We start from the raw sequence: 24,418 nt of genomic DNA, 5'->3' as shown, positions 1-24,418 counted from the left end.
AGAGCACATGAGACCGAACCCGATAACCGAGGCGCCTGCGGATGCAGTGAACCGCAAGGCGATCAAGCCGATCGTCTGTTATCCGGTCGACACCCTGCCGCGCCCGGATCTCTCTGCCTACCGTGCGCTGCGCGACGACCTTGAACTCACCGAGACCGTGATCGTGCCACCACGGGACGCCGCGACATGGACCGTGCCGGCGGGTCATTTCTTCCGCATCGTCTGCAGCGAGGGATCGCAGGTGGGTGACCTTAATCTCTTCAATCTCAACGACCTCAATGAAAAGTTCTACAGCGGCAAAACACGGGCGCTGAACGGCACCCATGTCGGTCTTGGTGACCAGCTTTTCTCCAACTTCCCCTATCTCCGCTCCATCGCCACGATCACGCACGATACCCTGGACTGGTACGGCTTCGACGAATTCGGCGGTTCCGTGCATGACGTGATCGGCACGCGCTGCGATCCGTATACCCACAACCTGCTCAGCCACGGTGGGCAGTACCATCATTGCTGCCACTCGAACCTGACCCGTGCTTTCGCCAAAAAGACCGGGAAGCCGGTGCGCGAGGCCGAGACCTATATCCACGACGTGCTGAACGTGTTCATGTGCACCGGCTTCACCCGCAACACGGGACAGTACTTCATGAAGGCAAGTCCGGTTCGGCCGGGCGACTACCTGGAGTTCTTCGCCGAGATCGATCTCCTGGGCGCGCTCTCCGCCTGCCCGGGCGGCGATTGCAGTTCGGAGCACTCGTCCGATACGGCGGCCTGCTATCCGCTGGTTGTCGAGATCTACAAGGCCAAGCGCCTGCCCGAAGGCTGGACCCCGCCGGCTATCAACGGCTACGACGGCACCCACGGCTTGTAACGACGACATTGGGCAGCGAAGGACCGCTTGCTTGGCTCCGTACCACACTGTGAGTGCGAAGCAGCCATGGGCTGGATCGTTCTCATGACCTGCAAACTCCTTTATGTAAGAGGGAAACATGGCAATCGACATCTCCGTACCGTTGCACGGCAAGGTCGCGCTGGTGACCGGCTCGACTAGCGGCATTGGACTTGCAACCGCTCGACTACTTGCGTCCAACGGTGCCGATGTTGCACTTCATGGCTTTGCCTCAGCCGACGAGATCGAACAAATTCTCGCTGGTATCACCCGAGAGTTTGGGAGAACCGCAAGATACTTCGATCATGACCTTTCCGACATGGTACAGGCCAGTCAGCTCGTTACAGACGTGACCGCTGCTTTCGGAAGAGTCGACACCTGGTCAACAACGCAGGCGTACAGCATGTGGTAGACATTGATGCATTCCCAGACACCGAGTGGAACTGTCTGCTAGCGGTTAATCTTTCCGCAGCGTTCGCGACGATCAAAGCAGTGTGGCCTCAGATGAAGGCGCGAGGATGGGGCCGCATCATCAATACGGCCTCGGCGCTCGCTCTGACCGCGGAAATGCGCAAAGCCGTATACGTTGCTGCTAAGCATGGTGTACTCGGCCTTTCCCGTGAAGTCGCCCTGGAAGGCGCCCAACTCGGAATAACTTGCAACGCGATATCCCCTGCCTGGGTTCTTATACCGTTGGTCGCGCGGCAGGTCGAGGTTGAAGCGGCAGAGCTTAAACTCCCATTTGAGGAGACCGCGCGGGTGCATTTCCTTTATGCTTAAAAGCCGACGGCGATGCCGCGATTGGCAAAGAATCGATCGAAGACATCGAGCGGCAGGGTTACATCCACTTGGCTGGCGGCATCATGGCCGGACGGATTGTGAAAGCAAATCTGGTCTTCAGTCGCCGCTGTCACCAGCACCAGATGCCCACCCTTCGATGGGGGCGTCCGATCCGGCCAGCGAATGTCGCTGTTCACGGAAGCAATGAAGAACTCCCGCTTCGAAAGAAGGGCGGGAATGCTGGCCGTGTCGACCTTGGTCACAGTTTCAGCCACTAAGCCGAAGCGGTCCTTAACGAAGGTGACGAAGGGCGCATAGATTAGGCCCTTGATCGAGGCATCAATCTCATTTACGACATAGCCGCCGTAGGCGCTACAAGCGCGGGCGAGACAGAGTGTCGGGTGAACTTCGCCTCTCGTCGCAAGGATCATCTTGAGGCAGGCCATCCCGCAAACATTGACCGCCCAACGCGCATATTCCTCGATCGTCTCTGCACCAGAGTGTCGCCAGAGTGGATCGCGCCTCAATGCTGAGGATCCCTCAGCGTAGACAGGTAGCGTCATGTCCGGCGTTTCCCACTGGCTGAAGTAGGGCACCTTGGATGTATTTAGGGCCATACCGCCCACTCCTCCTGTTTTTCCCACAAGCGCTTCCGGGTAATCGGGGCAATTTGGGGGGCCGGGGCCTCAGGCGGACCGGATTACGAGATTGGCGAGGGGTGGGATCTTTGGCTGAGCCCCATTCAGCCCAAGTCGATCCCCGAGATAGTCGAAGAAGGACAGTCCAAGCTTCCGGCAGGTTTTCGAGAGCCCCAGCATCACATCCCGTGCCAGTCGGCCATCCACGCTCATCGTGCCGCCGGAGACCTTGCGCTTGGTCACCCAGGCCCGCAGATCGTTCTCGGACGCATTGGTGTGCAGTGGGATTTCCGGACGCTCAAGCACCCGCAGCAGTTCGCTCTTGCGCCGCGCCAGGCGGGCGAGCAGTTCGTCGAGTTCCTTGTAGCCCGTGCGCTGATTAAAGATCCGGTTGAACTGGCGCCGGAATAACGCCTCGGCGCCCGCTGTGGGGCTCTGCTTCCACAGCTTCAGGCTACGATAGAAGCACCAGATGGTCTCGCGGACCAATTCCACCGCTTTGGCCTGCTTGGGCGAGGCCGGCATCAGCTTTTGCAGGTGGCGCTCGGCGTGAACCCAGCACAGGGCGTGCTGGGCAACGCGGAACTGGCCGGCATCGTCGGAGACAACGACGGTGTTGTCCATCAGTCCGTGATGCCGGATCGCCCCCCAGGTGGCGGCTTCGTTCAGCGTCTGGAGCAAGGGCCGGTCGAAGATGTTGATTGAGCACCGCGCCAACTGTTCCAGCCATTCCAGATCCGAGCGGAACACTTGGCCCTGGAGCTTGGACAACCGAGCGACCACGGCAGCCTCGACAGATTGTGCGCGCAGATAGTCCAGCGCGGCCTCGTTGACGACATAGTCCTCATGACCGGCCCGCAGCAGCGACAGGAAGTTCAGGCGCGATTTCGATCGGCTGGTGCGGAAGACGCAAAAGCGCTCGCCGCCGATCTGGGTGGTGACACCCGGGCGGCGGGCATGCCGTGCACCGGTGTCGTCAACCGTGATGTACGGCGAGGAAGTCAGGCCCGTCTGCAGGACCGCGCGGTCCTCCTGTTCGAACAGCTCCAGATCGGTGGTCAGCAGACGCACCACCTCCCGCTTGGAGATCGACAGGCCGATGCCGTTCAGCAGATCGGTCAGGCGCTCGGTGGTGACCTGACCTTGCGTGTGCAGGGCGAGGCAGAACCGGCGCACGCCGGGCCCATACCCGCCAGTGACGCCAACTGGCAATGGCGCGATGATGGTCTGGCCTTCGGGCGTCACCCAGCGTTCCCGCTTGTAGCGCACGACCTCCGCGGTCAGGATTAGATCCCGCTGCACCACCGTCTTGTAGCCTTTGAAGCGCGAGCCAGGTGGCACCTCGACCTGCAGCGTGACCTCGCGGGTGACCCGATCCCGTTTGGCGCCGCGGCCTGGACGCCGTCCCGAACCCGTGGGCCGCGGCTCGGTGGCTTTCTCCATACCGGACGGTTTGAACGGCGGGCGTGGCGGCAGGTGCTTGAGCCTTGCGATCTCATCCTTCAGGGCCTGGTTGTCGCGGCGCAGGTTGCTGTTGTCGAGGCGCAGCTGCTCGACTTCTTGCTCCAGTCGATCGATCTTGCCGGCCAGATCCGAGACCAACTGGCGCAGGGCCGTCGAGGACAGAGGCTTGCTGGACCTACCGGGCGGCGATGTCATGCCGGGATTGAATCATGAATGCCCGTTTGGAGGAATCTGGAGGGTTCTGTGAGGTCCGGTCGCGACGGAACGTGTGAAGGCCCTCATCCGGAAGGACCTCATTGAAGCCGGATTGAGCGACGCCGCGAGACGGGGATGGCGCTATGGGGATTGTAGGCTGGTTGGTGAGGTGAGTTGCTCGACGAGGGCCGGACGGACAGCATGTGGAACGCAATCCGTGTGCCTGATGGTGCCGACGGCGACGGCTCGGTGCCGATGATCGCGTTGAATACGGCCGGCACGGTGGTCACCGTAGAGCACCCGGATCTTTCTCACCCCGGGACGCGGTGCAAACAAATGCAGGGCGGCGCGCATGGCGGCCGGCTCGGTTATGGCCATGCTGCAAGCGGTTGATCCTCTCATGAACTGTCGCTCCAGAAGGGACGGCGGGGCACCTCCCCACATCGCCAGATGCCGAACGTGACCATCTGTCGGCCGCACCAGGAGCACCGGCTGGCCGGAGTTGCGGCGGGCCGATCATGCGTGGTGTCGGCGGCGCTCTCTTGCGCCGTGATGGTCAGCAGTCTGCGACACAGTTCCAGCTTTTGGGCGCGATGGCCATTCGCGAGAAAGCCGTAATGTCGGATGCGGTGGAAGCCGTCCGGCAGGGTGTGCAGCAGGAAGCGCCGGATGAACTCGTGGGCATCGAGCGTCATGACCTTGGCCTTGCCGCGATGACGATAGTCCTTCCAGCGGAACGCGACCCTGCCGTCGGCCAGACTGACAAGACGGGAATTGGCGATGGCGACGCGATGGGTGTAGCGGCCGAGATAGGTCAGCATCTGCCCGGGGCCACCGAAGGGCGGCTTGGCGTAGACGATCCATTCGACACGACGGACCTCTGCCAGCCGGCGGCGGAACGCGGCGGGCGCCATCAGCCCGGCGAGGTCGCCAAAGAAGCTCAGTTTGCCCGCGTCATAGGCGGCTTGCAGGTCCTGCAGAAACAGCCGGCGAAACAGGCGCGATAGGACCCGCACGGGCAGGAAGAAGCCGGGCCGGCACGCGATCCACTGCACGGCCCCGGATCGACTCCCGAAGCGGGTTGACGACAGGCCACCGCCCGGCACGATGCAATGGACGTGCGGATGATAATGCAGGTTCTGCCCCCAACTGTGCAGGACCGCGACGAGACCGATCTCCGCCCCCAGATGTTTGGGGTCAGCGGCGATGGTGAGCAGCGTCTCGGCAGCGGCCTTGAACAGGATGGAATAGACGGCGGCCTTGTTCTGAAACGCGATGCCGGCCATCGGCGCTGGCAGCGTGAAGACCACGTGGAAGTAGGGAACCGGCAGGAGGTCACCCTGCCGCGCGGCGAGCCAATCCCGACAGGCCTGTCCTTGGCACTTCGGGCAATGCCGATTGCGGCAGGAATTGTAGGAGATGCGGATTGTCCTGCATGAGGGGCATCCCTCCAGATGGCCACCGAGAGCGGCTGTCCGGCACAGCTCGATCGCGCTCATCGTGCGGCGCTCGACCCGTCCGAGATGACCCTCATGGGCCTGCCGATAGGCCTCGCCGTGGCGACGCATGATGTCCGCCACCTCCAGTCTTGCCGACATGACGACGCCGGCTCAGTTTGGGGGAACAACCTCCAGCCTCAGACGGTCGAGCGGGCTCTCCGTGCGGCGAATTAGGCCGTTCGAGACCTTCGTATAGCGCGCCGTGCTCGACAGATTGTTGTGACCGAGCAAAACCTGGATGATGCGAATGTCGGTTCCGTTCTCCAGCAGATGCGTGGCGAAGCTGTGCCGCAGCGTGTGGACCGTCACGCGTTTGTCGATGCCGGCGGCGGTACACGCCGAGCGGCATGCCGAATAGAGAACCTGCACATCGATTGGCGCGGTTGCGTCACGACCGGGAAACAGCCAGTCGTTGGGCTTTGCCAGCCGCCAATAGACCCGGAGGATGCGCAGAAGCTGCGCCGACAGCATGACGTATCGGTCCTTGCCGCCCTTGCCGTGCGCGATCAGGATGACACCGCGTTCGCTGTCGATGTCGCCGACCTTCAGGCCGACGGTCTCGGAGGCACGGAGGCCCGCGGCATAGGCCGTGGTCAGCGCGGTGCGCGTCTTCAGGCTGGGCACCGCCTCGAGGAACCGGACAACCTCATCCGCGCTCAGCACCACGGGCAGCTTGCGGGGCAAGCGCGCATAGGCAATCCGTTCTGGAATCTCGGCATGGCCCAGTGTCACGCCGTAAAAGAACCGCAGCGCGCAGACCGTCTGGTTCAGCGCCGACCATGAGATCCCCTTCGCCACCAGATGCACCTGGAAGGCGCGGACATCTTCCAGGCCAAGCCGAGCCGGGGACCGGCCGAAATAGCGCGAAAACTTCGCTACCGCGTGGATGTAGGATCGCTGCGTGGCGGGCGACAGATTGCGGACCGTCATGTCCTCGATCATACGACGGCGCAGAGGGCTCATCTCGACCATCTTGATCTCCTGTTCTGGAATTGCGCTTCAACAGCCGCAATCCTTCAAAACAGAAGCATCATCCGCATCCCCGGGCACCAAATGCCGCGTCAGCGGCTTCGTTCAATCCCTGCCCCCCAAAATGCCCCAGTTACGCTTCCGGCCGTGCGACAGATGTCAGCCTCAGCCGTTGGGCCGCTTCGGAATGATGAACCGGCGTCCCTCCACCGACAGGTCAGTCGCTGGCACCTCGGCAAAAAGCTGTCTCGCTGGGGCTCATACCATTCCTTTCTCCAAAAAATGAAAAATTACGATTGCCGGATAAAATTTTTCCTTTAAGATAATTTTTCACAGGAAGCCATGGGTGCTCGGTTGGGCGGGCGATGCTCTCATAAGGCATCTCTCGAGAGCGCCTGGCTGATTGCCAAGTTCAAGAACAAAAGGGACGGGTGCTCAAATGAGCCAAAGCGCAACGGAACTTCATAACAGTGCAATCATCATCGACGCTGTATGCCCACTCTTGGATGACCGAGAGCGCATCGCAGATTACCAGGCGGGCGGAGTGACCGTCATCGCGCCGACTGTCAGCTCGTTGGAGAACGCTGAAACCACTCTCCGCACAATCGGGGCTTGGCATAAGCTACTGCGTGAGCGCGATGACCTGATGCTGATCCGGACTGCCGCTGATATCCGGAGGGCCAAGGCGGCCGGCAAGACGGGCATTATCATGCACTTCCAAGGACCGGGAGCAATTGAGGACAGCGTCGATCTGATAGACGCCTATAAGGTACTCGGCGTCGGCATTATTCAACTTGCTTACAACCTGAAGAATCTGATTGGCGACGGCTGTGAAGAGCGTACCGATGCAGGCCTCAGTCGATTCGGGGTCCAGGTCGTCGAGCGCATGAACTCGGCTCGCATCATCGTAGATTGCGCCCATACCGGAGTGCAAACCACGCTGGACGCGATCAAGCACTCGTCGGCTCCAGTTATCATTTCTCACGCAAACGCGAAATCTGTTCATCCATCACCGCGCAACATTTCCGATGAGCTGATCAAGGCAATCGCAGAGAACGGTGGTACTATCGGCGTCGTGGGCTTTCCCGGCTTCGTTTCCAGTGACAAGCGTCCGACACTCGATCAGTTCATCGATCATATCGCTTATATGGGTGACCTTGTCGGCACGCAGCACGTCACTCTCGGCATCGACTACTACACCGGACAGTTCCCGTATGTTGACGACGCTATCGCGATGAAACAGTACCAGCAATACCTTGCCGAGGGAATCTGGACCGCCAAGGCCTATCCGGAACCGCCGCACTACTACCCCGCAGGCATAGAAACCCCAAAGACCATGCCAGCGCTCACAAAACGCCTTCTCGAGCGGGGATTCACAGAAGCGGATATTCGAAAAATCTACGGCGAGAATCTGTTGCGTATCTACGAAACCGTTTGGGGGGACTGAAGACGAAGCCACACCGACAGCCAGAAACAGCGTGATTCAGAGAATCCGCCACAACTATTCAACGAGAAGGGAACAGCCATGAAAAACACCGGCACCAAATACAAAGTCGCTCTCGGGCTCCTCGCCCTCACCGCACTCAGCCAGCCAGCGATGGCCGGCAAGGCGAACGACACACTCAATGTTGCGTTCGGTAGCGAAATCGAGACTCTCGAGAACTATAAGGCAACAAGTCGCGAGGCGCTCTCCGTCGCCCGTGTCCTTTATGATGGCCTTGTATCGAAAGACTTCAAAACAGGTCAGTTCGTGCCTGAGTTAGCAGAGTCTTACAAGTTCCTTTCCGACACCCAGATGGAATTCAAAATCCGTAAGGGCGTCAAGTTCCACAACGGCGCCAATCTTATAGTGGACGATGTTGTTTTCACGCTCAACCTCGTATCTCGACCTGATTTCGGCGCTCGCTATGCCATCGCGGTTAACTGGATTGACAAGGCCGAGAAGCTCGATGACGACACAGTTCGGCTAACGATGAAAGCGCCTTACCCTCTGGCGCTTGAAATGCTTGCAGGCAATCTGCCGATCTATTCAAAGGCGTACTATGAAAAGGTCGGTGCGCAGGGTATGGCGACAAAGCCAGTGGGGACGGGACCTTATAAACTCGTAGAACTAACTCCAGGTGTTGGCGTCAAGCTTGAGCGATTTGCCGATTATTATAAAGGCGGCCAAAAGGAAAATCCTCAGATCAAGACGCTCAATTTCCGGGTTCTGCCTGAGCGCAATACCCAATACGCCGAACTGTTAGGAGGCAATATCGATTGGATCTGGCGCGTTCCAAAAGACGATGTCGCGCGCCTCTCGACGCGTCCCAACGTAACGGTCCAGAGCACGCCGATCATGCGCTTCGACTACATCGCCATGGATCCCAACGTTCCAAATTCCCCTCTGGCTGATGTACGCGTCCGCAAAGCAATCAACCATGCAATCAATCGGAAAGAGATCCGCAACGCGTTCAAAGGAGAGAGTTCTCCAATCATCAACTCCGCCTGCAACCCAGTGCAATTCGGCTGTGAAACGAATGTCACCAGCTATGACTTCGATCCGCAGAAGGCGAAAGCATTGTTGAAAGAAGCCGGACACGAAAAGGGCTTCAGGCTGAGCATGGTCATCTCTCCAGATGGAGTAGCAGTGGCAGAGGCGGTGAAGGCGAATCTTGCTGCGATTGGAATCGATCTCACGATCAACAATCTTCAATATGCCGCAGGCGTGGAACAGTGGCGCAACCACAAACAAGATCTCTATTCCGCCGACTGGGGCTCTTATGGAATAGGCGATGTCGCGCTGAGCACCGGTGCCTTCTTTGCAGGTACTGGCGACGACGTTGTCAACGATCGTGAGATCGTCCCGCTGGTCACTGAAGCCTCCAACATCATCGATCCAGAGCGTCGTAAGGCACTCTATTCGAAATCTCTGAAGCTGATCGCCGACAAGGCTTACTGGGTTCCGCTGTGGGTGTGGAACATGAACACCGCGATGTCGAAGGATCTCGACCTTAGCATCAATCCCGACGAGTTCATTCCGTTCTACGACGCGCAATGGAAGTAGTCATCTGCTGTCCAGCCGCCTGGTGGCGGCTGGACGGTCTGTGGATTTTGCCGAAGGGCATTGATATGTTGTATTACGCAATCCGCCGGATTTTGATGGCGTGCCTGCTTGCGCTTTTCGTATCTTTCGTTGCCTATGCGCTGATCTTTGCGGCCGGTGATCCAGCTGCTGCCTTAGCTGGCGCAGCCTCCAGTGCGGCCGACGCAGATCGCCTTCGCGCGCTCTATGGCTTAGATCAGCCGATCGTTGTTCAATATCTGCACTGGCTGTCTGGTGTTCTCCGTGGTGATCTCGGGACGAGCCTTTACTTCGGCCAACCAGTCGCTACGCTGCTTCTCGAGCGCTTCGCAACGACAGCGAAGCTCGGGTTCTTTGCTCTCATTCTTGCGATCGTCGTTGCTGTGCCTCTGGGCGTGGTGGCTGGCCGTTGGCCCAACAGCATCGCCGATCGCTTGGCTCTCCTCCTGGCCGTCGTGGGGCAGGCGATGCCAAGCTTCTGGTTTGCCTTGCTGCTGATAATCCTGTTCTCCGTCAACTTGGCGATCCTGCCCGCCTCAGGCACCGCGTCTTGGCAAGGCTACATCATGCCAACAATCGTCCTGGGCTATTTTGCGATGCCCGCGATCATGCGCCTGACCCGCTCGGGCATGATAACGGCGCTGGAGGCAGATTATACCCGCACGGCTCGCGCCATGGGTCTCTCCGAAACCCGGGTGCTTTTTGACTACGCACTGCGCAATGCGGCGCTTCCCATTATCAGCCTCGCCTCGGCCCAATTCGGGTTCATGCTGGCAGGCTCTGTTGTTGTCGAAAACGTGTTCGCCATTCATGGAGCCGGAGCTCTCGCTTGGGAAAGCATAGGGCGAGCCGATCTTCCGACCGTCCAGGCGCTCGTGCTCTGCTTCTCGCTCTTCTATGTCTTTCTAACCCTTCTAGCCGACATGCTTAATGCTATGCTGGATCCAAGGATGCGCACGAAATGACCGAAGTCTCCGCACATTCCGCAGGAAACCCGCAGGCGTTCGTGGGGAAGGTCCACGTGCCTCGCTGGCTATCTCACATTGGCCTGATGCTCGGCCTCCTCATCTTTTGCGTCGTCATCATGATGGCCGTACTCGCGCCGCTGCTGGCACCGTATGACCCCTATCTGCAGTCGCTTACAGGCCGGTTCACGCCGCCGCTCTGGCTGCCTGGCGGCGGTTGGGAGCACCTACTTGGCACGGATCATTTGGGTCGCGACTATCTTTCGCGGATTGTCTATGGGGCCCAAATCTCGCTTGTGATCGGGCTCGGGACGGCCGTCGTGTCAGGTGTTATCGGAACTGCAATCGGGGTCTGCGCCGGCTATTTCGGCGGTAAGGTCGACAGTGTCCTGATGTTCATCATCACGGCGCGCCTGGCGATGCCTGTTATTCTCGTCGCATTGGCCGTCGTAGCGCTCGTTGGATCCTCGCTTACGGTGGTCATGTTGACGCTCGGACTCTTGCTTTGGGACCGTTTCGCGCTCGTGACCAGGGCTACAACGATCCAGCTCCGGACATCCGAGTTCGTGACCGCCGCGGAGTTGCAGGGCGCAACGGTGCCGCAGATCATCCGCCACGAGATCCTGCCAAACCTCGTCAATAATCTCGTCGTGGTGGCCACGCTCGAAATGGCACAGGCGATGATCCTCGAGGCGGCGCTCTCGTTCCTCGGTCTCGGCGTGCCGGCACCTCTTCCTTCTTGGGGGCTGATGATCTCTGAAGGCAAAGCCTCAATTCTCTTCGAGCCTTGGCTCATCACCATTCCGGGAGTGTTTCTGTTCACCCTTGTTCTTGGCACGAATCTTCTCGGTGACGGCCTCCGCGATGTGATGTCGCCGCATGGACGGAACTAAGGAAAGCCAATGCTACTCAATGTCCAAAACCTGAACATCGACATCGCTACGGCAACGGGAACTCTTTCCGCTGTGCAGGACGTCAGCTTCAGCGTGTCAAAGGGCGAGACCCTATGCATCGTCGGCGAATCCGGGTGCGGGAAGTCGATCACGGCACTGTCACTTCTGGGACTTCTGCCGAAAGCGGCGACGCGAACGGCGCGTCAATTGACCTTTGGTGGCGTCGACATGCAAAGGATTTCGAAATCCGAACTTCGCGCTTTGCGAGGCAACCGGATGTCGATGATCTTCCAAGAGCCGATGACGGCGCTCAATCCCCTGCACAGGGTCGGACGCCAACTGTCGGATGTCTATCGTGCTCATCGCAATGCTTCCCGGGGAGAGGCCAAAGAGCGAGCAATCTATTTGCTCGAACAGGTCGGGATCGCGAACGCAGCTCAGCGACTGAACCAATACCCGCACGAGCTCTCGGGCGGCCTGCGTCAGCGCGTGGTGATCGCCATGGCACTCATGTGCGAACCGGAGTTGATCGTGGCGGATGAGCCGACCACCGCGCTCGATGTGACGATCCAAGCTGAACTGTTGCGCCTGCTCATAGACCTGCAAAAGAAATTCGGCATGGGATTGATCATGATCACCCACGACTTAGGGCTTGTCTCGCGCATCGCCGACAGGGTGATCGTGATGTACGCTGGCCAAGTGGTAGAGACGGCGCCTGCCGCAGAACTCTTCACCAATCCGTCCCACCCTTATACCCGTGCATTGCTCAGCTCGGTACCAGACCCGTCTCATCCGCGAATGAAGCCCCTGCCCTCCATCTCTGGCACGGTGCCGTCGCTCCTGAACCGCATGGAGGGATGCCATTTCTTTGATCGGTGTCCTCTCGCCTGTGAAGCCTGCCGTAAGCCGGTTCAACTTGAGAAGATCGACAGCGACCATGAGGCCCGTTGCATAAGGATTGGCGAAGGCGAATTCCGGCGAAAGGTTGTGGCATGAGCGACGAACCCGTTCTCGAATTGCGTAACGTCTCGCACGCATATACTGGGCGAAGAGGTATCTTCGGCCGAAGCGCGCCGGTGCGTGCAGCGGATAATGTATCTATCCGTGTGGACAAAGGCGACATTCTCGGCCTCGTGGGAGAGTCCGGCTCCGGCAAAAGCACGCTCGCGAAGATTATGCTCGGTCTCCTCACACCCGCAGAAGGAGATGTCCTTCTGGATGGCCAACGGATCGCGGGCCTAACACGGCGGCAAATCGCGGAGCGCGTTGGGTTCATCTTCCAGGATCCCTATTCGTCTTTGAACCCACGCCAGACGGTGGGCAAGATCGTGGCCTATCCACTCTATTTGCGTGGCCAGGGTACGTCGGCGGAGCGGGAAGAACGCGCGCGAAAGATCCTCGACGTTGTGGGGCTTCCATCGCGTTTCTTCGATGCCTATCCCAACCAGATGTCGGGTGGCCAGCGGCAGCGTGTTGCTATCGCCCGGGCACTGATCACGCGTCCCAAGTTGCTTATATGTGATGAGCCAACTTCTGCGCTCGATGTATCGGTCCAGGCTCAGGTCCTTAACCTGCTCTTGGAGCTGCGCGAGGAATTCAACCTGACGTATGTCATCATCAGCCACAATATGAGCGTGATACAGCATATGACGACCAGCGTGGCCGTTATGTACCTTGGCCGGATTGTGGAAATGAATGCTTCCGAGCGTGTCTTCGAAGAACCGCGCCATCCCTATACACAGCTTTTGCTCAACTCAACCCTAACGGTCGCGCCAGGCGCCGGCGTCCCCGATCTAAGGGTCGACACTGCCGCCCGCGAGGCGATGCGTGAGCATCCATCCTATGTCTGCCAGTGATCTCCATAATCTGGAATAAGGAACAATGCATTGAACCTTCAGTCTGGCACCGTCGACGTTTCTCTGGAGGCGTTAGAGGGACTTCTGACGCGTATTTTTGAAAGCCACGGCTGCTCTTCCACAACCGCTGCGATCCTCGCCGCCAATTGCGCCAGCGCTGAGGCGGCCGGTTCGTTCAGCCATGGCGTATTCCGTGTCGACGGCTACGTCTCCTCTCTGCGTTCGGGTTGGGTTGATGGTGCGGCCGTGCCCGAGGTTCACCTGAAAGCAGCTGGCCATGTTTTTGTCGACGCAAAGAACGGTTTCGCGCAGGTCGCTCTGCATGCGGCACGGGCCCTTTTCGTTCAGCGCATCCGCGAAAGTGGCATTGCGCTGCTGTCAATACGTGGATCGCATCATCTCGCCGCACTCTGGCCGGATGTAACGCCCTTCGCACAAGAGGGGCTGATTGCGATCTCGATGGTCAACAGTTTCGGTTGTTCAATCCCGGTAGGGGCGAAGAAACCACTTCTCGGGACCAACCCTTTTGCTTTTGCTGCACCCATTAGGGGAGAGGCTCCGCTGGTCTTCGACTTCGCAACGACCTCCATGGCCAATGGTGACGTGCAGCTCGCGGCTCGCGAGGGTCGTACGTTGCCACCTGGTATGGGGGTTGACAGCAATGGCGAGGCCACGACTGACCCGAACAAGATCCTCAATGGTGGAGCGCTCGTGCCTTTCGGCGGGCACAAGGGGTCGGCAATTTCCCTGATGATCGAACTATTGGTCGCGGGATTGACGGGGGGGAAGTTCTCCTCAGAGGTAGACTGGTCTGCTCATCCTGGCGCTCAGACGCCGCATACAGGACAGATCATCATCGGAATCGATCCTGCTATTTCCGAGCCAGACGGATTTTCCGATCGCAGCAGTCAATTCATTGTCATGCTTCGAGAGGCAGGAATGCAAAGCTATCCAGGAATGCGCCGGTGGCGCATCCAAGGCAAAACACACATATCGATATCCTCAGCCGTTCTCGAAAGGCTGACAGACCATGCGATGAAAGCGAAATAAAGATGGCGCAATTGGATTATGTGAACGAGAACAAATATCCACCGATTGGCGTTACCGTGCAAAGACTGCGCAAGCAATTCGGGTTCACTCTGAATGATCTGGCGCAGCAATCGGGACTGTCCGTTTCGGCATTATCGAAAATCGAAAACGGTCAAGTTTCACCGACTTACGACACCATCTTGCGGCTTGCTGCCGGCCTTGACGTCGATGTGACGGAGCTTTTCGGCAGTACCACCAAGGCTGGTGCAGCGGGGCGCTTGGTCGTGACCAGGGCAGGCGAGGGCATTCTGCAAAAGACCCCTCATTACGAATACGAGATGCTCGGCGCTGAGCTTTCAACCAAGCAGTTTACTCCTCTGCTGACGCGTGTGCGTGCGCACTCGATCAAAGAGTTTCCCAAAATTGAGGGGCATCTGGGCGAAGAATTCTTCTATGTGTTGTCGGGTGACGTGCTGCTGTATACTCAACATTATGCGCCTGTTCGTCTTTCTCCGGGCGACAGCAGCTACTTCGATTCAACTATGGGACACGCACTGGTCTCGGTAAGCGACGAAGATGCATTGATCTTGTGGATTGCCACCCGTGTTCATGGGATCCTTGTTCAGGAGAATCCCCCCAGCCGCTGAGAGCGGCGTTCAGGGACGGCAGAGGGACTAGATCGCGGTGGGAGGCGTTTCCCGCAAGCTGAGGAGAAGGCGCATTTTCCCAATCGAGGAGGCAAGTTGTCCGGTCTTGATTGAAGGACCGCGGCAACGCGTGTGCTGGTTGGGCAAGCGCCAATGACTGTGGTGTCGGAAACTTGAAGGTTGTCGCATGAGTGACGCAGTTCGGAGTGGCAGCGAGCCCATCGTCGTAATCGGCGCCGGCGTGGCCGGGGTTATGACGGCATATGCCCTAGCGCGGCGTGGCCTCAACGTGGCCGTCGTTGACGCATTATCCGGTCCGGCCGAAATGTGTAGCCGTGCGAATGCAGGTATCATCGCTGTTGGTCACGCAAAGGCATGGGCGGGACCGGGAGCACTCGGGGCCATGATCAAGGCGATTGCCGGGCGTGACCCCTCAGTGAAAGTAACGCGCCTCATGGATCCGGCACTCTGGCGCTGGGGAACGGAGTTCCTACTCAACTGCCTTCCCTCGGCCCATCAAAAAAATACCAGCAAGCTTCAGCGTTTGAGCCGGTATAGCCGCGAGCTCGTTGCCGCGGCTGAGTTCGCGATGAACCTGCCGAAGGAAACCCGCCATCAGGGGGGCCTCTATCTGTTCCAGGACAAAGCGCAGTTCACCGCCTACGTCACATCGATCCGGGACCATGGTGACGATTCAGTCGAGATTCTTAGCCGTGACGAGTTGGTCGTCCGCGAACCGGGATTATCGGCGATGTCTGACCGTTTGGTTGGCGGGCTGTTCAGTGCATCAGACGCGGTGGGTGATTGCCGGCTGTTTACCCGACGCACAGCTGCCTATTTGCAGGAGACGCATAACGTAGCCCTGCGCTTCGACACCCGTGTCACAGGTTTCCGCCGCGCCAACGGCACTATTCAGGCGGTCGTCACGAATCGTGGTGACATACCCTGCAAGGCAGTAATCCTAGCAACGGGTGTAGAAACGTCCGATATAACCCGCTCTCTTGGTTTCCTCACCAATATATACCCGGTGAAGGGATATTCCGGTACCTGGAAGGTCACGGATCCTTTCGGAGTTCCGTCGCTGCCATATGTTGACGAGACAAAATTGTTGGCAGTAGCCACGTACAACGGGAAGCTTCGCGTGACAGCGATTGCCGAGTTTGCGACGCGCGATTATTCTGTTTCCGAAGCACGCACCTCGAAGATAGCCGATTATGTGCGCCGTTCCTTTGGGAATGCGGTGGATTTAGAGAGTCCTGAATTCTGGGCGGGTCTCCGCCCCACCACCGCGGCAGGCCCTCCTTATCTGGGCCGAGTACGAAAGTTCGACAATCTCTGGATCAACGCGGGGCACGGGCAGCTCGGCTGGACGATGTCCCTGGGGTGCGGTGAGCTTCTAGCGCAGAGGATCACGGGGGAACAGCCGTCACTGACTGACGTGTCGGCCAACGCCCCTTGGCTCCTGCACGTCTGAGATAGCTAATGCGGGTGTTCATAGCTTCTCTCGTAACGGAGACTAATAGGTTCTCGCCAGTTCCGTCACGTCTGCGGTCGTTCACCGATCTTGGCTACTCACGCGAAGATGGCAGCCGTTGTCCCGACCGAGAGAGCACCCTTGCCGTCCAGGAGTGGCGGCATGCGGCAGAGAGGGACGAGAACGAGGTCGCGGAAGCACCTCCACCAATCCAGTAACTCACCCAGTGCTCCAAACTTCAAGCGAGCTGCCACGGCAAATATCGTATATGTAAGCGCAATTCGTTTTGATCAAACTTAGTAGATATATCTGCTTCCAAGCCGAGTGGTGGTTATCGCCTAGTCGTCCGGGATGATCTAAGTTGATCAGCCAATAAAAGTAGATCTGATGCGGAAGAGCGGCCACAACGTTCATCATGGCGCACCCGCTGAATTTTGCAGTTCTCTATCTGCCTTCCTATGCATCGGAGCTCGTCTCCGCCGAGCAATGCACGGCTCTGGTCGAACGGCCATGGCAGATGGGCTGCCCAGCTTAGAGCATCGTTCGGTGCGGAAAACTGGGTCCACTTTTCCGCACGATGCGCTAGTCGCTGATGTGCACCATCTCGCCTGCTGCGAGCTTCGTCATTTCAAAGGCCAGCGTGAGGTGCTCGTTATTATCCTTGGGAAGGTAGGCCTCTCTTATTGGGCTTGCATGCAGATCACTGCCGTCATTGTATGCTTCTAATCGCGGTGCGAACGCTGAGATCGGCCAATGTCATTGGCTGGTGACCGTTGCAATTTTCGGAATTGTCGCAAAACACCGCATTATATCCGGCGCAACGGCGGAATCGGCTATCGAAGTTCGGATCACTCTCAATTAACTTGCTCACCGGTCCAAGGCCACCCAAATTGGCTCTGGCAAGCCACACTTCTCCTGACAAAATGCGAGCGATGTCGTGACGATTTATACCGGACCCGTATTCGAGATGTGCCGCCAGCAGTTCGCTGCTATTGCGGATCACTTGGATATTCCTGAGGTTGAGCGCGCGCGTATCCTATATCCAAAGCGGGCTGTCACAGTGTCGTGCCCCATCCACCGCGATGATGGATCGATTGCGGTGTTCCAAGGCTACAGGGTCCAGCATCATCTGACGCTCGGGCCGACAAAGGGCGGCACGCGCTTCTCAAAGAACGTGGACATCGGCGAGGTTGCTGCACTGGCTGTTTGGATGAGCCGGAAATGCGCCTTGGCTGGATTGCCCTATGGTGGGGCTAAGGGTGGTGTCACGGTGGATCCCGCCGCCCTATCCAAGCGAGAGCTCGAGGGGCTCTCACGCCGGTACATGCAGGAAATGATCCCGTTTGTTGGGCCACATACAGACGTGATGGCGCCCGATATGGGAACCAACGAGCAGGTGATGGCTTGGTTCATGGACACCTATTCCATGTATCAGGGGCGTACATTTCCTGAGGTCGTCACAGGAAAGCCAGTCGTGTCCGGTGGGACGGAAGGTCGACGCGAGGCAACCGGGCTTGGTGTCGCTCACCTGATCGGTAAAACGCTTGATCGGCTGGGAGTCTCTCCGAGCGGCGCGACGGCCATCGTGCAGGGCTTTGGGAATGTTGGCAGCGTCACAGCGGAGAACCTTCACAGCCGAGGTGTCCGTGTCGTCGGTGCGAGCGATCATACGGCAGCTTACTACGATCCTGCTGGCCTCAATGTCACGGCTCTGATGAACCACGTTGCCCATCATGGCTCGCTTGCGGGATTCTCGACTGAGGTCCTCATCGACCCGGACGAGCTCCTGCTGCAGCCATGCGACATCCTCGTTCCGGCAGCGATGGAGCAGGTGATCACGGGTCAAAACGCCGGCTCGCTCAAGTGTCGAATCCTTGCTGAAGCCGCAAACGGGCCGACGACGCCGGATGCAGACAAGATCCTTGCTGAGCGCGGCGATGAGATCTTCATCATCCCTGACATTCTGTGCAACTCGGGTGGCGTGATCGTCAGCTACTTTGAATGGGTGCAGGATCTGCAGCAGCTTTTCTGGGGACGGGCTGAGGTTGTCGACCGCCTTTACAGCATCCTTGACCGGTCGTTCCAGCACGTTGCAGACCGCGCTGTTCGCGATGGCATCTCCAATCGCGAAGCCGCAATGGCCATTGGGGTCGAGAAAGTCCGCGGCGCCAAGCAAACACGAGGGCTCTTCCCTTAGGATCAAAGGGGGCTGATGCGGCTTGCTCGGAGATAGCAGCGTTGCCTCACGAGGCGCCAGAGCATTTCAGATTGGAAGAGGTCCATCGTTTTTGACCTCCTCCATGACTGCGTAGGTGCGCGTCTCCTTGACGCCCGGGAACGACAGCAGGACGTCGCCCAGGAACCGACGGTACGCGGTCATGTCGGCCAAGCGGGTTTTGATCAGATAGTCGAAGCCGCCAGCCACCATATGACACTCCAGAACCTCAGGCGCACGACGAACCGCTTGGGCGAACTTGTCGAACACGTCGGGCGTGGTTTTATCGAGGAGAACCTCCACGAACACCAACAGTCCAAAACCGAGCCGATGAGGATCCACCCGAGCGCTGAACCCGGAGATATAGCCGTCCTTCTGGAGGCGTTTTACCCGGTCACTGGTCGAGGTCGGTGAGAGGCCGATGCGATCCGCAAGCTCGTTGTTGGGTATGCGTCCTTCCACCTGCATGACTGCGAGGATACGTCGGTCGATTTTGTCCAGATCCGTCATAAGCACGTCTACAAGCTACATCAGCCTGATTTTATCCGGCAAAGGCGTGAAATCAACTATAGATATACGGCTGACCTGGCCTTAGAATCCTGCTACTCGCCCGCCCACTGGCTCCGGCCGCCAGCTTAACACCTGGAACGATGAGGCATTCGTGGGCGCGACATTCGTTATGAAAGAGTTTGACCAATAAGTGTGGCTCAGCAGTCTGGTGCAACGATCGTGTCTCACGGCGACGGAGCGGACCGTCCCTTCGCCCGGTTCGCGCCGCCGATCCGCGAACAGAGCGAGCTCAGAGCAAAAATCACGGAAGCCTACCGCCGTCCCGAGCCCGAGTGCCTGCCGGGCCTGATCGCGGCGGCCACGCTGCCCAGCGTCACCGTCGATGCCACCGCGACGGTGGCCGAGACGCTGGTGCTGGCCCTGCGGAAGAAGCAAAGCGGCAAAGGCGTTCAGGGCCTGGTCCATGAATACTCCCTCTCCACCCAGGAGGGCGTGGCGCTGATGTGCCTCGCCGAGGCACTGCTGCGCATTCCCGACAAGGCCACACGGAATGCGTTGATCCGGGACAAGATCGCACCCGGGAACTGGCAGTCTCACGTCGGGAATAGCCCGTCGCTCTTCGTGAATGCCGCCACATGGGGTCTCATCGTTACCGGAAGGCTGACCGGCGCCTCGAACGAGGAGGACCTCTCTTCCGCGCTTACGCGCCTTGTCGCGCGGTTGGGAGAGCCGGTGATCCGCAAGGGCGTGGACACAGCCATGCGCCTGATGGGCGAGGAGTTCGTCAGGGGTCAGACCATTGACGAGGCCCTTGAGAAGAGCAGGAAGCGGGAAGGGCAGGGCTTTTCGTACTCGTACGATATGCTCGGCGAAGCAGCGACAACGGCGGAGGATGCCGCCCGTTATTACCGGGATTATGAGCAGGCCATTCATGCCATCGGCAAGGCTGCGGCCGGCCGCGGGATCTATGCGGGTCCGGGCATTTCGATCAAGCTGTCGGCCCTGCATCCGCGCTATGCCCGCTCGCAGGCCGACCGCGTGATGGGAGAGCTGCTGCCGAAGGTGAAGGCGCTCGCGGCGCTGGCGCGTCGCTACGACATCGGACTTAACATTGATGCCGAGGAAGCCGATCGCCTTGAGCTCTCGCTCGATCTCCTGGAAGAGCTTTGCTTCGCCCCGGAGCTCGCCGGCTGGAACGGCATCGGCTTCGTGGTGCAGACCTACGGCAAGCGTTGCCCGGCCGTGATCGACTTCCTGGTCGACCTCGGCCGCCGCAGCGGACACCGTCTGATGATCCGTCTGGTCAAGGGCGCCTATTGGGATGCCGAAATCAAGCGGGCCCAGGTCGACGGGCTTGAGGACTTCCCGGTCTACACGCGGAAAGTGTACACCGATGTGTCCTATATCGCCTGCGCCAGGAAACTGCTCGCGGCCCCTGATGCGGTCTTGCCGCAGTTCGCGACCCACAACGCTCACACGCTTGCGACGATCCTGAAGATGGCCGGTGACAACTATCGTCCGGAACAGTACGAGTTCCAGTGCCTCCATGGCATGGGCGAACCGCTTTACGAGGAAGTGGTGGGCGCCTCCAAGCTCAACCGGCCGTGCCGCATCTACGCCCCGGTCGGCACACACGAGACCTTGCTCGCTTATCTCGTGCGGCGCTTGCTCGAGAATGGTGCCAACAGCTCTTTCGTGAACCAGATTGCCGACGCGTCCGTTCCGGTCAGCGAGCTCATCGCCGATCCGGTCGCGGTTGCAAAGGGCATCACGCCTTTGGGAGCGCCCCATCCGAAGATATCCCTGTCACGTGATCTGTATGGGGCGGAGCGTCTGAACTCATCGGGCATTGACCTCTCCAATGAGCGGGAGCTGGCGATGCTCTCCGAAGCGATGCGTGCGAGTGCCGAAGTCTCCTGGACGGCGGTTCCGCTGCTCGGCAGCGGCGAAGGGCAGGGGACGCCGAGACCGGTTCTCAATCCCGCGGACCACCGCGATCAGGTTGGGACCGTTGTGGAAGCGAGCCTGGAAACTGTCGAGGCTGCCTTCCGCCTGGCCGAAGCAGCCGCGCCCCAATGGGCTGCAACTCCGCCATCCGAGCGGGCTGCCTGCCTGCTGCGCGCCGCCGACCTGATGCAGGCCCGGATGCCGACACTGCTCGGCCTGATCGTCCGCGAAGCCGGCAAGTCCGTGTCGAACGCCATCGCCGAGGTGCGCGAGGCCATCGACTTCCTGCGCTACTATGCAGCTCAGGTCCGGAAAGACTTCGACCCGGCGACGCACCAGCCGCTCGGGCCGGTCGTTTGCATCAGTCCCTGGAACTTCCCGCTGGCGATCTTCACAGGGCAGGTCGCGGCAGCCTTGGCGGCCGGCAACCCGGTTCTCGCCAAGCCGGCAGAGGAGACCCCCCTGATTGCCGCCGAAGGCGTGCGGATCCTGCGGGAAGCGGGCATCCCGGCGGATGTGCTGCAGCTTCTGCTGGGCGCCGGCGAGGTCGGAGCCGCCATGGTGGCCCATGCCGCTACGCGGGGTGTGATGTTTACAGGCTCGACTGAAGTGGCGCGTCTCATCCAGCGCCAGCTCGCGGAGCGGCTTCTGTCGAATGGCCAACCGATTCCGCTCATCGCCGAGACAGGCGGTCAAAACGCGATGATCGTGGACTCCTCGGCCCTGGCCGAACAGGTCGTGGCCGATGTCATCTCGTCGGCCTTCGACAGCGCCGGTCAGCGCTGCTCGGCCTTGCGCATCCTCTGCCTGCAGGAGGAAATTGCCGATCGTACCCTCACGATGCTGAAAGGCGCCGTGCGGGAGCTACGGATCGGCAACCCTGATCAATTGTCCACCGACGTTGGTCCTGTCATCAGCGAGGAGGCGCAGCGCACGATCACCGACCATGTTCGGGCTATGGTGGCACGCGGCAACAAAACCCACGTTCTGCCACTTCCCGCCGGGACGGAGCACGGGACCTTCGTGGCTCCGACGATCATCGAGATTGGCAGCATCTCCGAACTGAAGCGCGAAGTGTTCGGACCTGTCCTTCATGTGATCCGTTATCGGCGCGAGAACCTCGATCAGCTCATCGATGATATCAACGCCACGGGCTATGGCCTGACGTTCGGCCTTCACACGCGCATCGACGAGACGGTCAATCGGGTGACGAAGCGCATCGAGGTCGGCAACATCTATGTCAACCGCAACGTGATCGGGGCCATCGTCGGTGTCCAGCCGTTTGGCGGCCGCAGCCTGTCGGGCACAGGACCGAAGGCTGGCGGGCGCCTGTACCTCCTGCGCCTCCTGAGCGTCCGACCCGATGTCGGTCTTCGCATTCAATCGTCCGAGCAGGATCTCGCCCCGGCAAAGGCGTATTGTGACTGGCTCGCCGCCAGCGGCCGCATGAGCGAAGCGGAGCGGACCCGCAGCTATCTGGTTCGCTCTCCTTTGGGCGGGTGCATGCGGCTGCCTGGCCCTGTCGGGGAGGACAACGTGTATGCGGTACGCCGGCGCGGCCAAGTTTTGCTTGTGCCGCAGACCGAGGCCGGCCTGTTCCTCCAGATCGGCGCGGCCCTGGCCACCGGCAACTCTCCTGTGGTCGATGCGGCGTCCAAAGCGGCCGAGGCCGTATCCAATCTGCCGCCTGATCTTGCCAAGCGGATGACGGTCACAGCTGACTGGGAGAAGGTGGGCCCGATTGCCGCGGTGCTGGTCGAGGGAGATCCGGAAAAGCTGAGGCAGGTGAACTGCCGTGTTGCGGCATTCGATGGCCCGATCGTCATTGTCCAGGGTGCTTCCAGCACAGGTCTCGCCACATCCGAGGAGGAGTACTGTCTGGATTGGCTCATTGAGGAGTCTGCGACGAGCATCAACACAGCAGCGGCCGGAGGAAACGCAAGTCTCATGACGATCGGGTGAAATCTGACTTGGCCCGCAAGTCATCTCGGCAGCGCCAGCTTTCTCGCACTGCCGAAAGCACGCGGATCGCCTGCGTCGGTAGGACAATCAAGACATCGGATGGGCAGCAACTCGGCCGATAGCAGACACTGCGGACAAGCCGCTGCACACTTGTCTACAATCCAACACTGAGAATGGTAATGATGAAGCCTCACGCATCGGACAGCCTCGACGCAGGTAGCGGTCACATAGAAGATTGGGATGGATCCGACAGCCCGGTGAGGCGCCGCAATGTGCTCGCCTGTCTTTGGGTCGGCGGGAAGATTGGTTTAGAAGGTGCGGCACTTTCTCGTTACGTGCAGACCATCCTCGATACGAGTGAGCAATCCGGCGACAATGAGAGGCTCGTCTCGCGGCTTGTCGCCGATTTAACTTCCTTCGGCGTCGGCCGTGCCGAAGCCATAGTGTCTGAGCGTGTCTCCTACTTCCACCAGGAAGCGCTCCGGCAGTTGGCTGTCACCGACTAGAGCTCTCGACCTCAATCCGGGCATCAGGGATCAATCACCACTTTCGCCAGGTCGACGCGGACAGCTGACTGAGGAAGGCCGTTGACCAGCTCCCGAGACCATGCCGAACACCTCACTTGAAGAACCACTTCCGCATTGGATGGGAGCTAACAGGATGTCACACTGGGTCTATACCTTCGGAGACGGTAAGGCCGAGGGCCAGGCGGGGATGAAGAACCTGCTCGGCGGCAAGGGGGCCAATCTGGCCGAGATGTCCAACTTAGGCCTGCCGGTGCCTCCGGGCTTCACCATCACGACGGAAGTCTGCACCTATTACTACGATCACGGCCGCTCCTATCCACAGGCGCTGAAAGACCAAGTCGAGAACGCTCTCGCTTTCGTCGGCCGCCTCACCGGCCGCACCTTCGGCGATGGCGCCAACCCGCTGCAGGTCTCCGTCCGCTCCGGTACGGTGGAGCGCGGCAAGAAGACGAGGAGCACCATCAAGCTCGGGATCTGCGGCGAGCACGGCGGCGATCCGGCCTCGATCCACTTCTGCCAGGCGGTCGGGCTCGACTACGTGTCCTGCTCGCCCTACCGCGTGCCGATCGCGCGCCCGGCCGCTGCGCAGGCGGGCCTTAGACAGCGAACCGGAAAGACCGCCTGATGCAAATCGCGATAGGTGAAGAGGTCCGTCACGAGAACTGCGTTCCCGCTGCCGTTCGGACGCTTAATAGTATAAATGTCGTCTGCTTGGAGCTGAGCTACTGTTCTTTATCCATGAAATAGAAGAATTCACTATTGCTGGACGGATATTTAGAATTTGGAACTCTTGCATGAGAAACTCCTCCTCAGCTACGCAAGAATGCGATTGCACAGGTCTCATTGGAATAATTGGAGTGCTGCTTGGAGCTGCTTCGTCGCCGCGGCAGTGTGCCAT

The 24,418-nt window shown here is 59.5% G+C and carries 20 protein-coding genes and 2 pseudogenes; 17 read left to right on the top strand and 5 right to left on the bottom strand.

Features of this window, described 5'->3' with window-relative positions; all coding sequences use genetic code 11:
• Window positions 1–7 precede the first annotated feature (7 nt).
• Window positions 8–868: a DUF1989 domain-containing protein gene (locus JO965_RS27200; RefSeq protein WP_203445209.1), complete on the top strand. Its 861-nt coding sequence runs from the start codon at window positions 8–10 to the stop codon at window positions 866–868.
• A 118-nt stretch (window positions 869–986) separates the two neighbouring features.
• Window positions 987–1,666, top strand: a pseudogene (locus JO965_RS49495) (SDR family NAD(P)-dependent oxidoreductase).
• Here the strand turns inward: JO965_RS49495 and JO965_RS27185 are convergent.
• Together JO965_RS27185 and JO965_RS27180 are read right to left on the bottom strand one after the other, a co-directional pair.
• A complete protein-coding gene (locus JO965_RS27185; RefSeq protein ID WP_203445206.1) occupies window positions 1,663–2,283 on the bottom strand; it encodes a C39 family peptidase in 621 nt (206 codons plus the stop codon). The pseudogene JO965_RS49495 and the gene JO965_RS27185 overlap by 4 nt on opposite strands.
• A 69-nt stretch (window positions 2,284–2,352) precedes the next feature.
• Window positions 2,353–3,963 (bottom strand): transposase, encoded by a 1,611-nt coding sequence (locus JO965_RS27180; RefSeq protein WP_203444369.1) that lies wholly within the window; start codon window positions 3,961–3,963, stop codon window positions 2,353–2,355.
• A 174-nt stretch (window positions 3,964–4,137) separates the two neighbouring features.
• On the opposite strand from JO965_RS27180, the gene JO965_RS27175 reads away from it, so the two are divergent.
• A complete protein-coding gene (locus JO965_RS27175) occupies window positions 4,138–4,356 on the top strand; it encodes a hypothetical protein (RefSeq protein WP_203445205.1) in 219 nt (72 codons plus the stop codon).
• Window positions 4,357–4,361: 5 nt separating this feature from the next.
• On the opposite strand, the gene JO965_RS27170 is transcribed toward JO965_RS27175, so the two are convergent.
• A complete protein-coding gene (locus tag JO965_RS27170) occupies window positions 4,362–5,561 on the bottom strand; it encodes an IS91 family transposase (RefSeq protein ID WP_203445204.1) in 1,200 nt (399 codons plus the stop codon).
• Window positions 5,562–5,573: 12 nt separating this feature from the next.
• The gene (locus JO965_RS27165) at window positions 5,574–6,434 is read right to left on the bottom strand and encodes a tyrosine-type recombinase/integrase (protein ID WP_203445203.1); all 861 of its coding nucleotides are present in this window, start codon (window positions 6,432–6,434) and stop codon (window positions 5,574–5,576) included.
• A 436-nt stretch (window positions 6,435–6,870) separates the two neighbouring features.
• Between JO965_RS27165 and JO965_RS27160 the strand changes: the two genes are divergently transcribed.
• The 10 genes from JO965_RS27160 to JO965_RS27115 all read left to right on the top strand — a co-directional run bounded on the left by JO965_RS27160 (window position 6,871) and on the right by JO965_RS27115 (window position 18,556).
• On the top strand, window positions 6,871–7,878 hold the full coding sequence (locus JO965_RS27160; protein WP_203445202.1) for a dipeptidase: 1,008 nt from the start codon (window positions 6,871–6,873) through the stop codon (window positions 7,876–7,878).
• A gap of 78 nt (window positions 7,879–7,956) precedes the next feature.
• Complete coding sequence (locus tag JO965_RS27155; RefSeq protein WP_203445201.1) at window positions 7,957–9,477, top strand: ABC transporter substrate-binding protein; 1,521 nt, start codon at window positions 7,957–7,959, stop codon at window positions 9,475–9,477.
• 65 nt (window positions 9,478–9,542) lie between these two features.
• Complete coding sequence (locus JO965_RS27150; RefSeq protein WP_203445200.1) at window positions 9,543–10,460, top strand: ABC transporter permease; 918 nt, start codon at window positions 9,543–9,545, stop codon at window positions 10,458–10,460.
• Window positions 10,457–11,353 (top strand): ABC transporter permease, encoded by an 897-nt coding sequence (locus tag JO965_RS27145; protein ID WP_203445199.1) that lies wholly within the window; start codon window positions 10,457–10,459, stop codon window positions 11,351–11,353. Before JO965_RS27150 ends, JO965_RS27145 begins: the two co-directional genes overlap by 4 nt.
• A gap of 9 nt (window positions 11,354–11,362) precedes the next feature.
• Window positions 11,363–12,349, top strand: coding sequence for an ABC transporter ATP-binding protein (locus JO965_RS27140; protein ID WP_203445198.1), 987 nt, complete (start codon window positions 11,363–11,365; stop codon window positions 12,347–12,349).
• Window positions 12,346–13,209, top strand: a complete 864-nt coding sequence (locus tag JO965_RS27135; RefSeq protein WP_203445197.1) for an ATP-binding cassette domain-containing protein — start codon at window positions 12,346–12,348, stop codon at window positions 13,207–13,209. The genes JO965_RS27140 and JO965_RS27135 overlap by 4 nt, the downstream gene beginning before the upstream one ends.
• Window positions 13,210–13,239: 30 nt before the next feature.
• Window positions 13,240–14,259, top strand: coding sequence for an Ldh family oxidoreductase (locus tag JO965_RS27130; protein WP_203445196.1), 1,020 nt, complete (start codon window positions 13,240–13,242; stop codon window positions 14,257–14,259).
• A gap of 2 nt (window positions 14,260–14,261) precedes the next feature.
• Entirely contained in the window at window positions 14,262–14,885 is a 624-nt protein-coding gene (locus JO965_RS27125; RefSeq protein ID WP_203445195.1) for a helix-turn-helix domain-containing protein, read from the top strand.
• A gap of 187 nt (window positions 14,886–15,072) precedes the next feature.
• Window positions 15,073–16,359, top strand: coding sequence for an FAD-dependent oxidoreductase (locus JO965_RS27120; RefSeq protein WP_203445194.1), 1,287 nt, complete (start codon window positions 15,073–15,075; stop codon window positions 16,357–16,359).
• A 937-nt stretch (window positions 16,360–17,296) separates the two neighbouring features.
• Complete coding sequence (locus JO965_RS27115; protein WP_203445193.1) at window positions 17,297–18,556, top strand: Glu/Leu/Phe/Val dehydrogenase; 1,260 nt, start codon at window positions 17,297–17,299, stop codon at window positions 18,554–18,556.
• Window positions 18,557–18,622: 66 nt separating this feature from the next.
• Here JO965_RS27115 and JO965_RS27110 read toward each other — a convergent pair whose 3' ends face one another.
• Window positions 18,623–19,084: an Lrp/AsnC ligand binding domain-containing protein gene (locus JO965_RS27110; RefSeq protein WP_203445192.1), complete on the bottom strand. Its 462-nt coding sequence runs from the start codon at window positions 19,082–19,084 to the stop codon at window positions 18,623–18,625.
• A gap of 186 nt (window positions 19,085–19,270) precedes the next feature.
• Between JO965_RS27110 and putA the strand changes: the two genes are divergently transcribed.
• The 4 genes and pseudogenes from putA (at window position 19,271) to JO965_RS48130 (ending at window position 24,145) form a co-directional block, all read left to right on the top strand.
• Window positions 19,271–22,993, top strand: a complete 3,723-nt coding sequence (gene putA / locus JO965_RS27105) for a trifunctional transcriptional regulator/proline dehydrogenase/L-glutamate gamma-semialdehyde dehydrogenase (RefSeq protein ID WP_371826968.1) — start codon at window positions 19,271–19,273, stop codon at window positions 22,991–22,993.
• Between the two features lie 179 nt (window positions 22,994–23,172).
• A complete protein-coding gene (locus tag JO965_RS27100) occupies window positions 23,173–23,499 on the top strand; it encodes an ATPase inhibitor subunit zeta (RefSeq protein WP_203445191.1) in 327 nt (108 codons plus the stop codon).
• A gap of 154 nt (window positions 23,500–23,653) precedes the next feature.
• Window positions 23,654–23,947 (top strand): annotated as a pseudogene (locus tag JO965_RS48135) (PEP/pyruvate-binding domain-containing protein); the annotation flags it as partial.
• A gap of 3 nt (window positions 23,948–23,950) precedes the next feature.
• Complete coding sequence (locus tag JO965_RS48130; protein ID WP_246777087.1) at window positions 23,951–24,145, top strand: putative PEP-binding protein; 195 nt, start codon at window positions 23,951–23,953, stop codon at window positions 24,143–24,145.
• Window positions 24,146–24,418 lie beyond the last annotated feature (273 nt).

This window comes from Microvirga sp. VF16 (assembly GCF_016864375.1).
GTDB lineage: Bacteria > Pseudomonadota > Alphaproteobacteria > Rhizobiales > Beijerinckiaceae > Microvirga.
The sequence above is the reverse complement of the archived record's forward strand: the minus strand, read 5'-3'. Positions and strand labels throughout refer to the sequence as shown.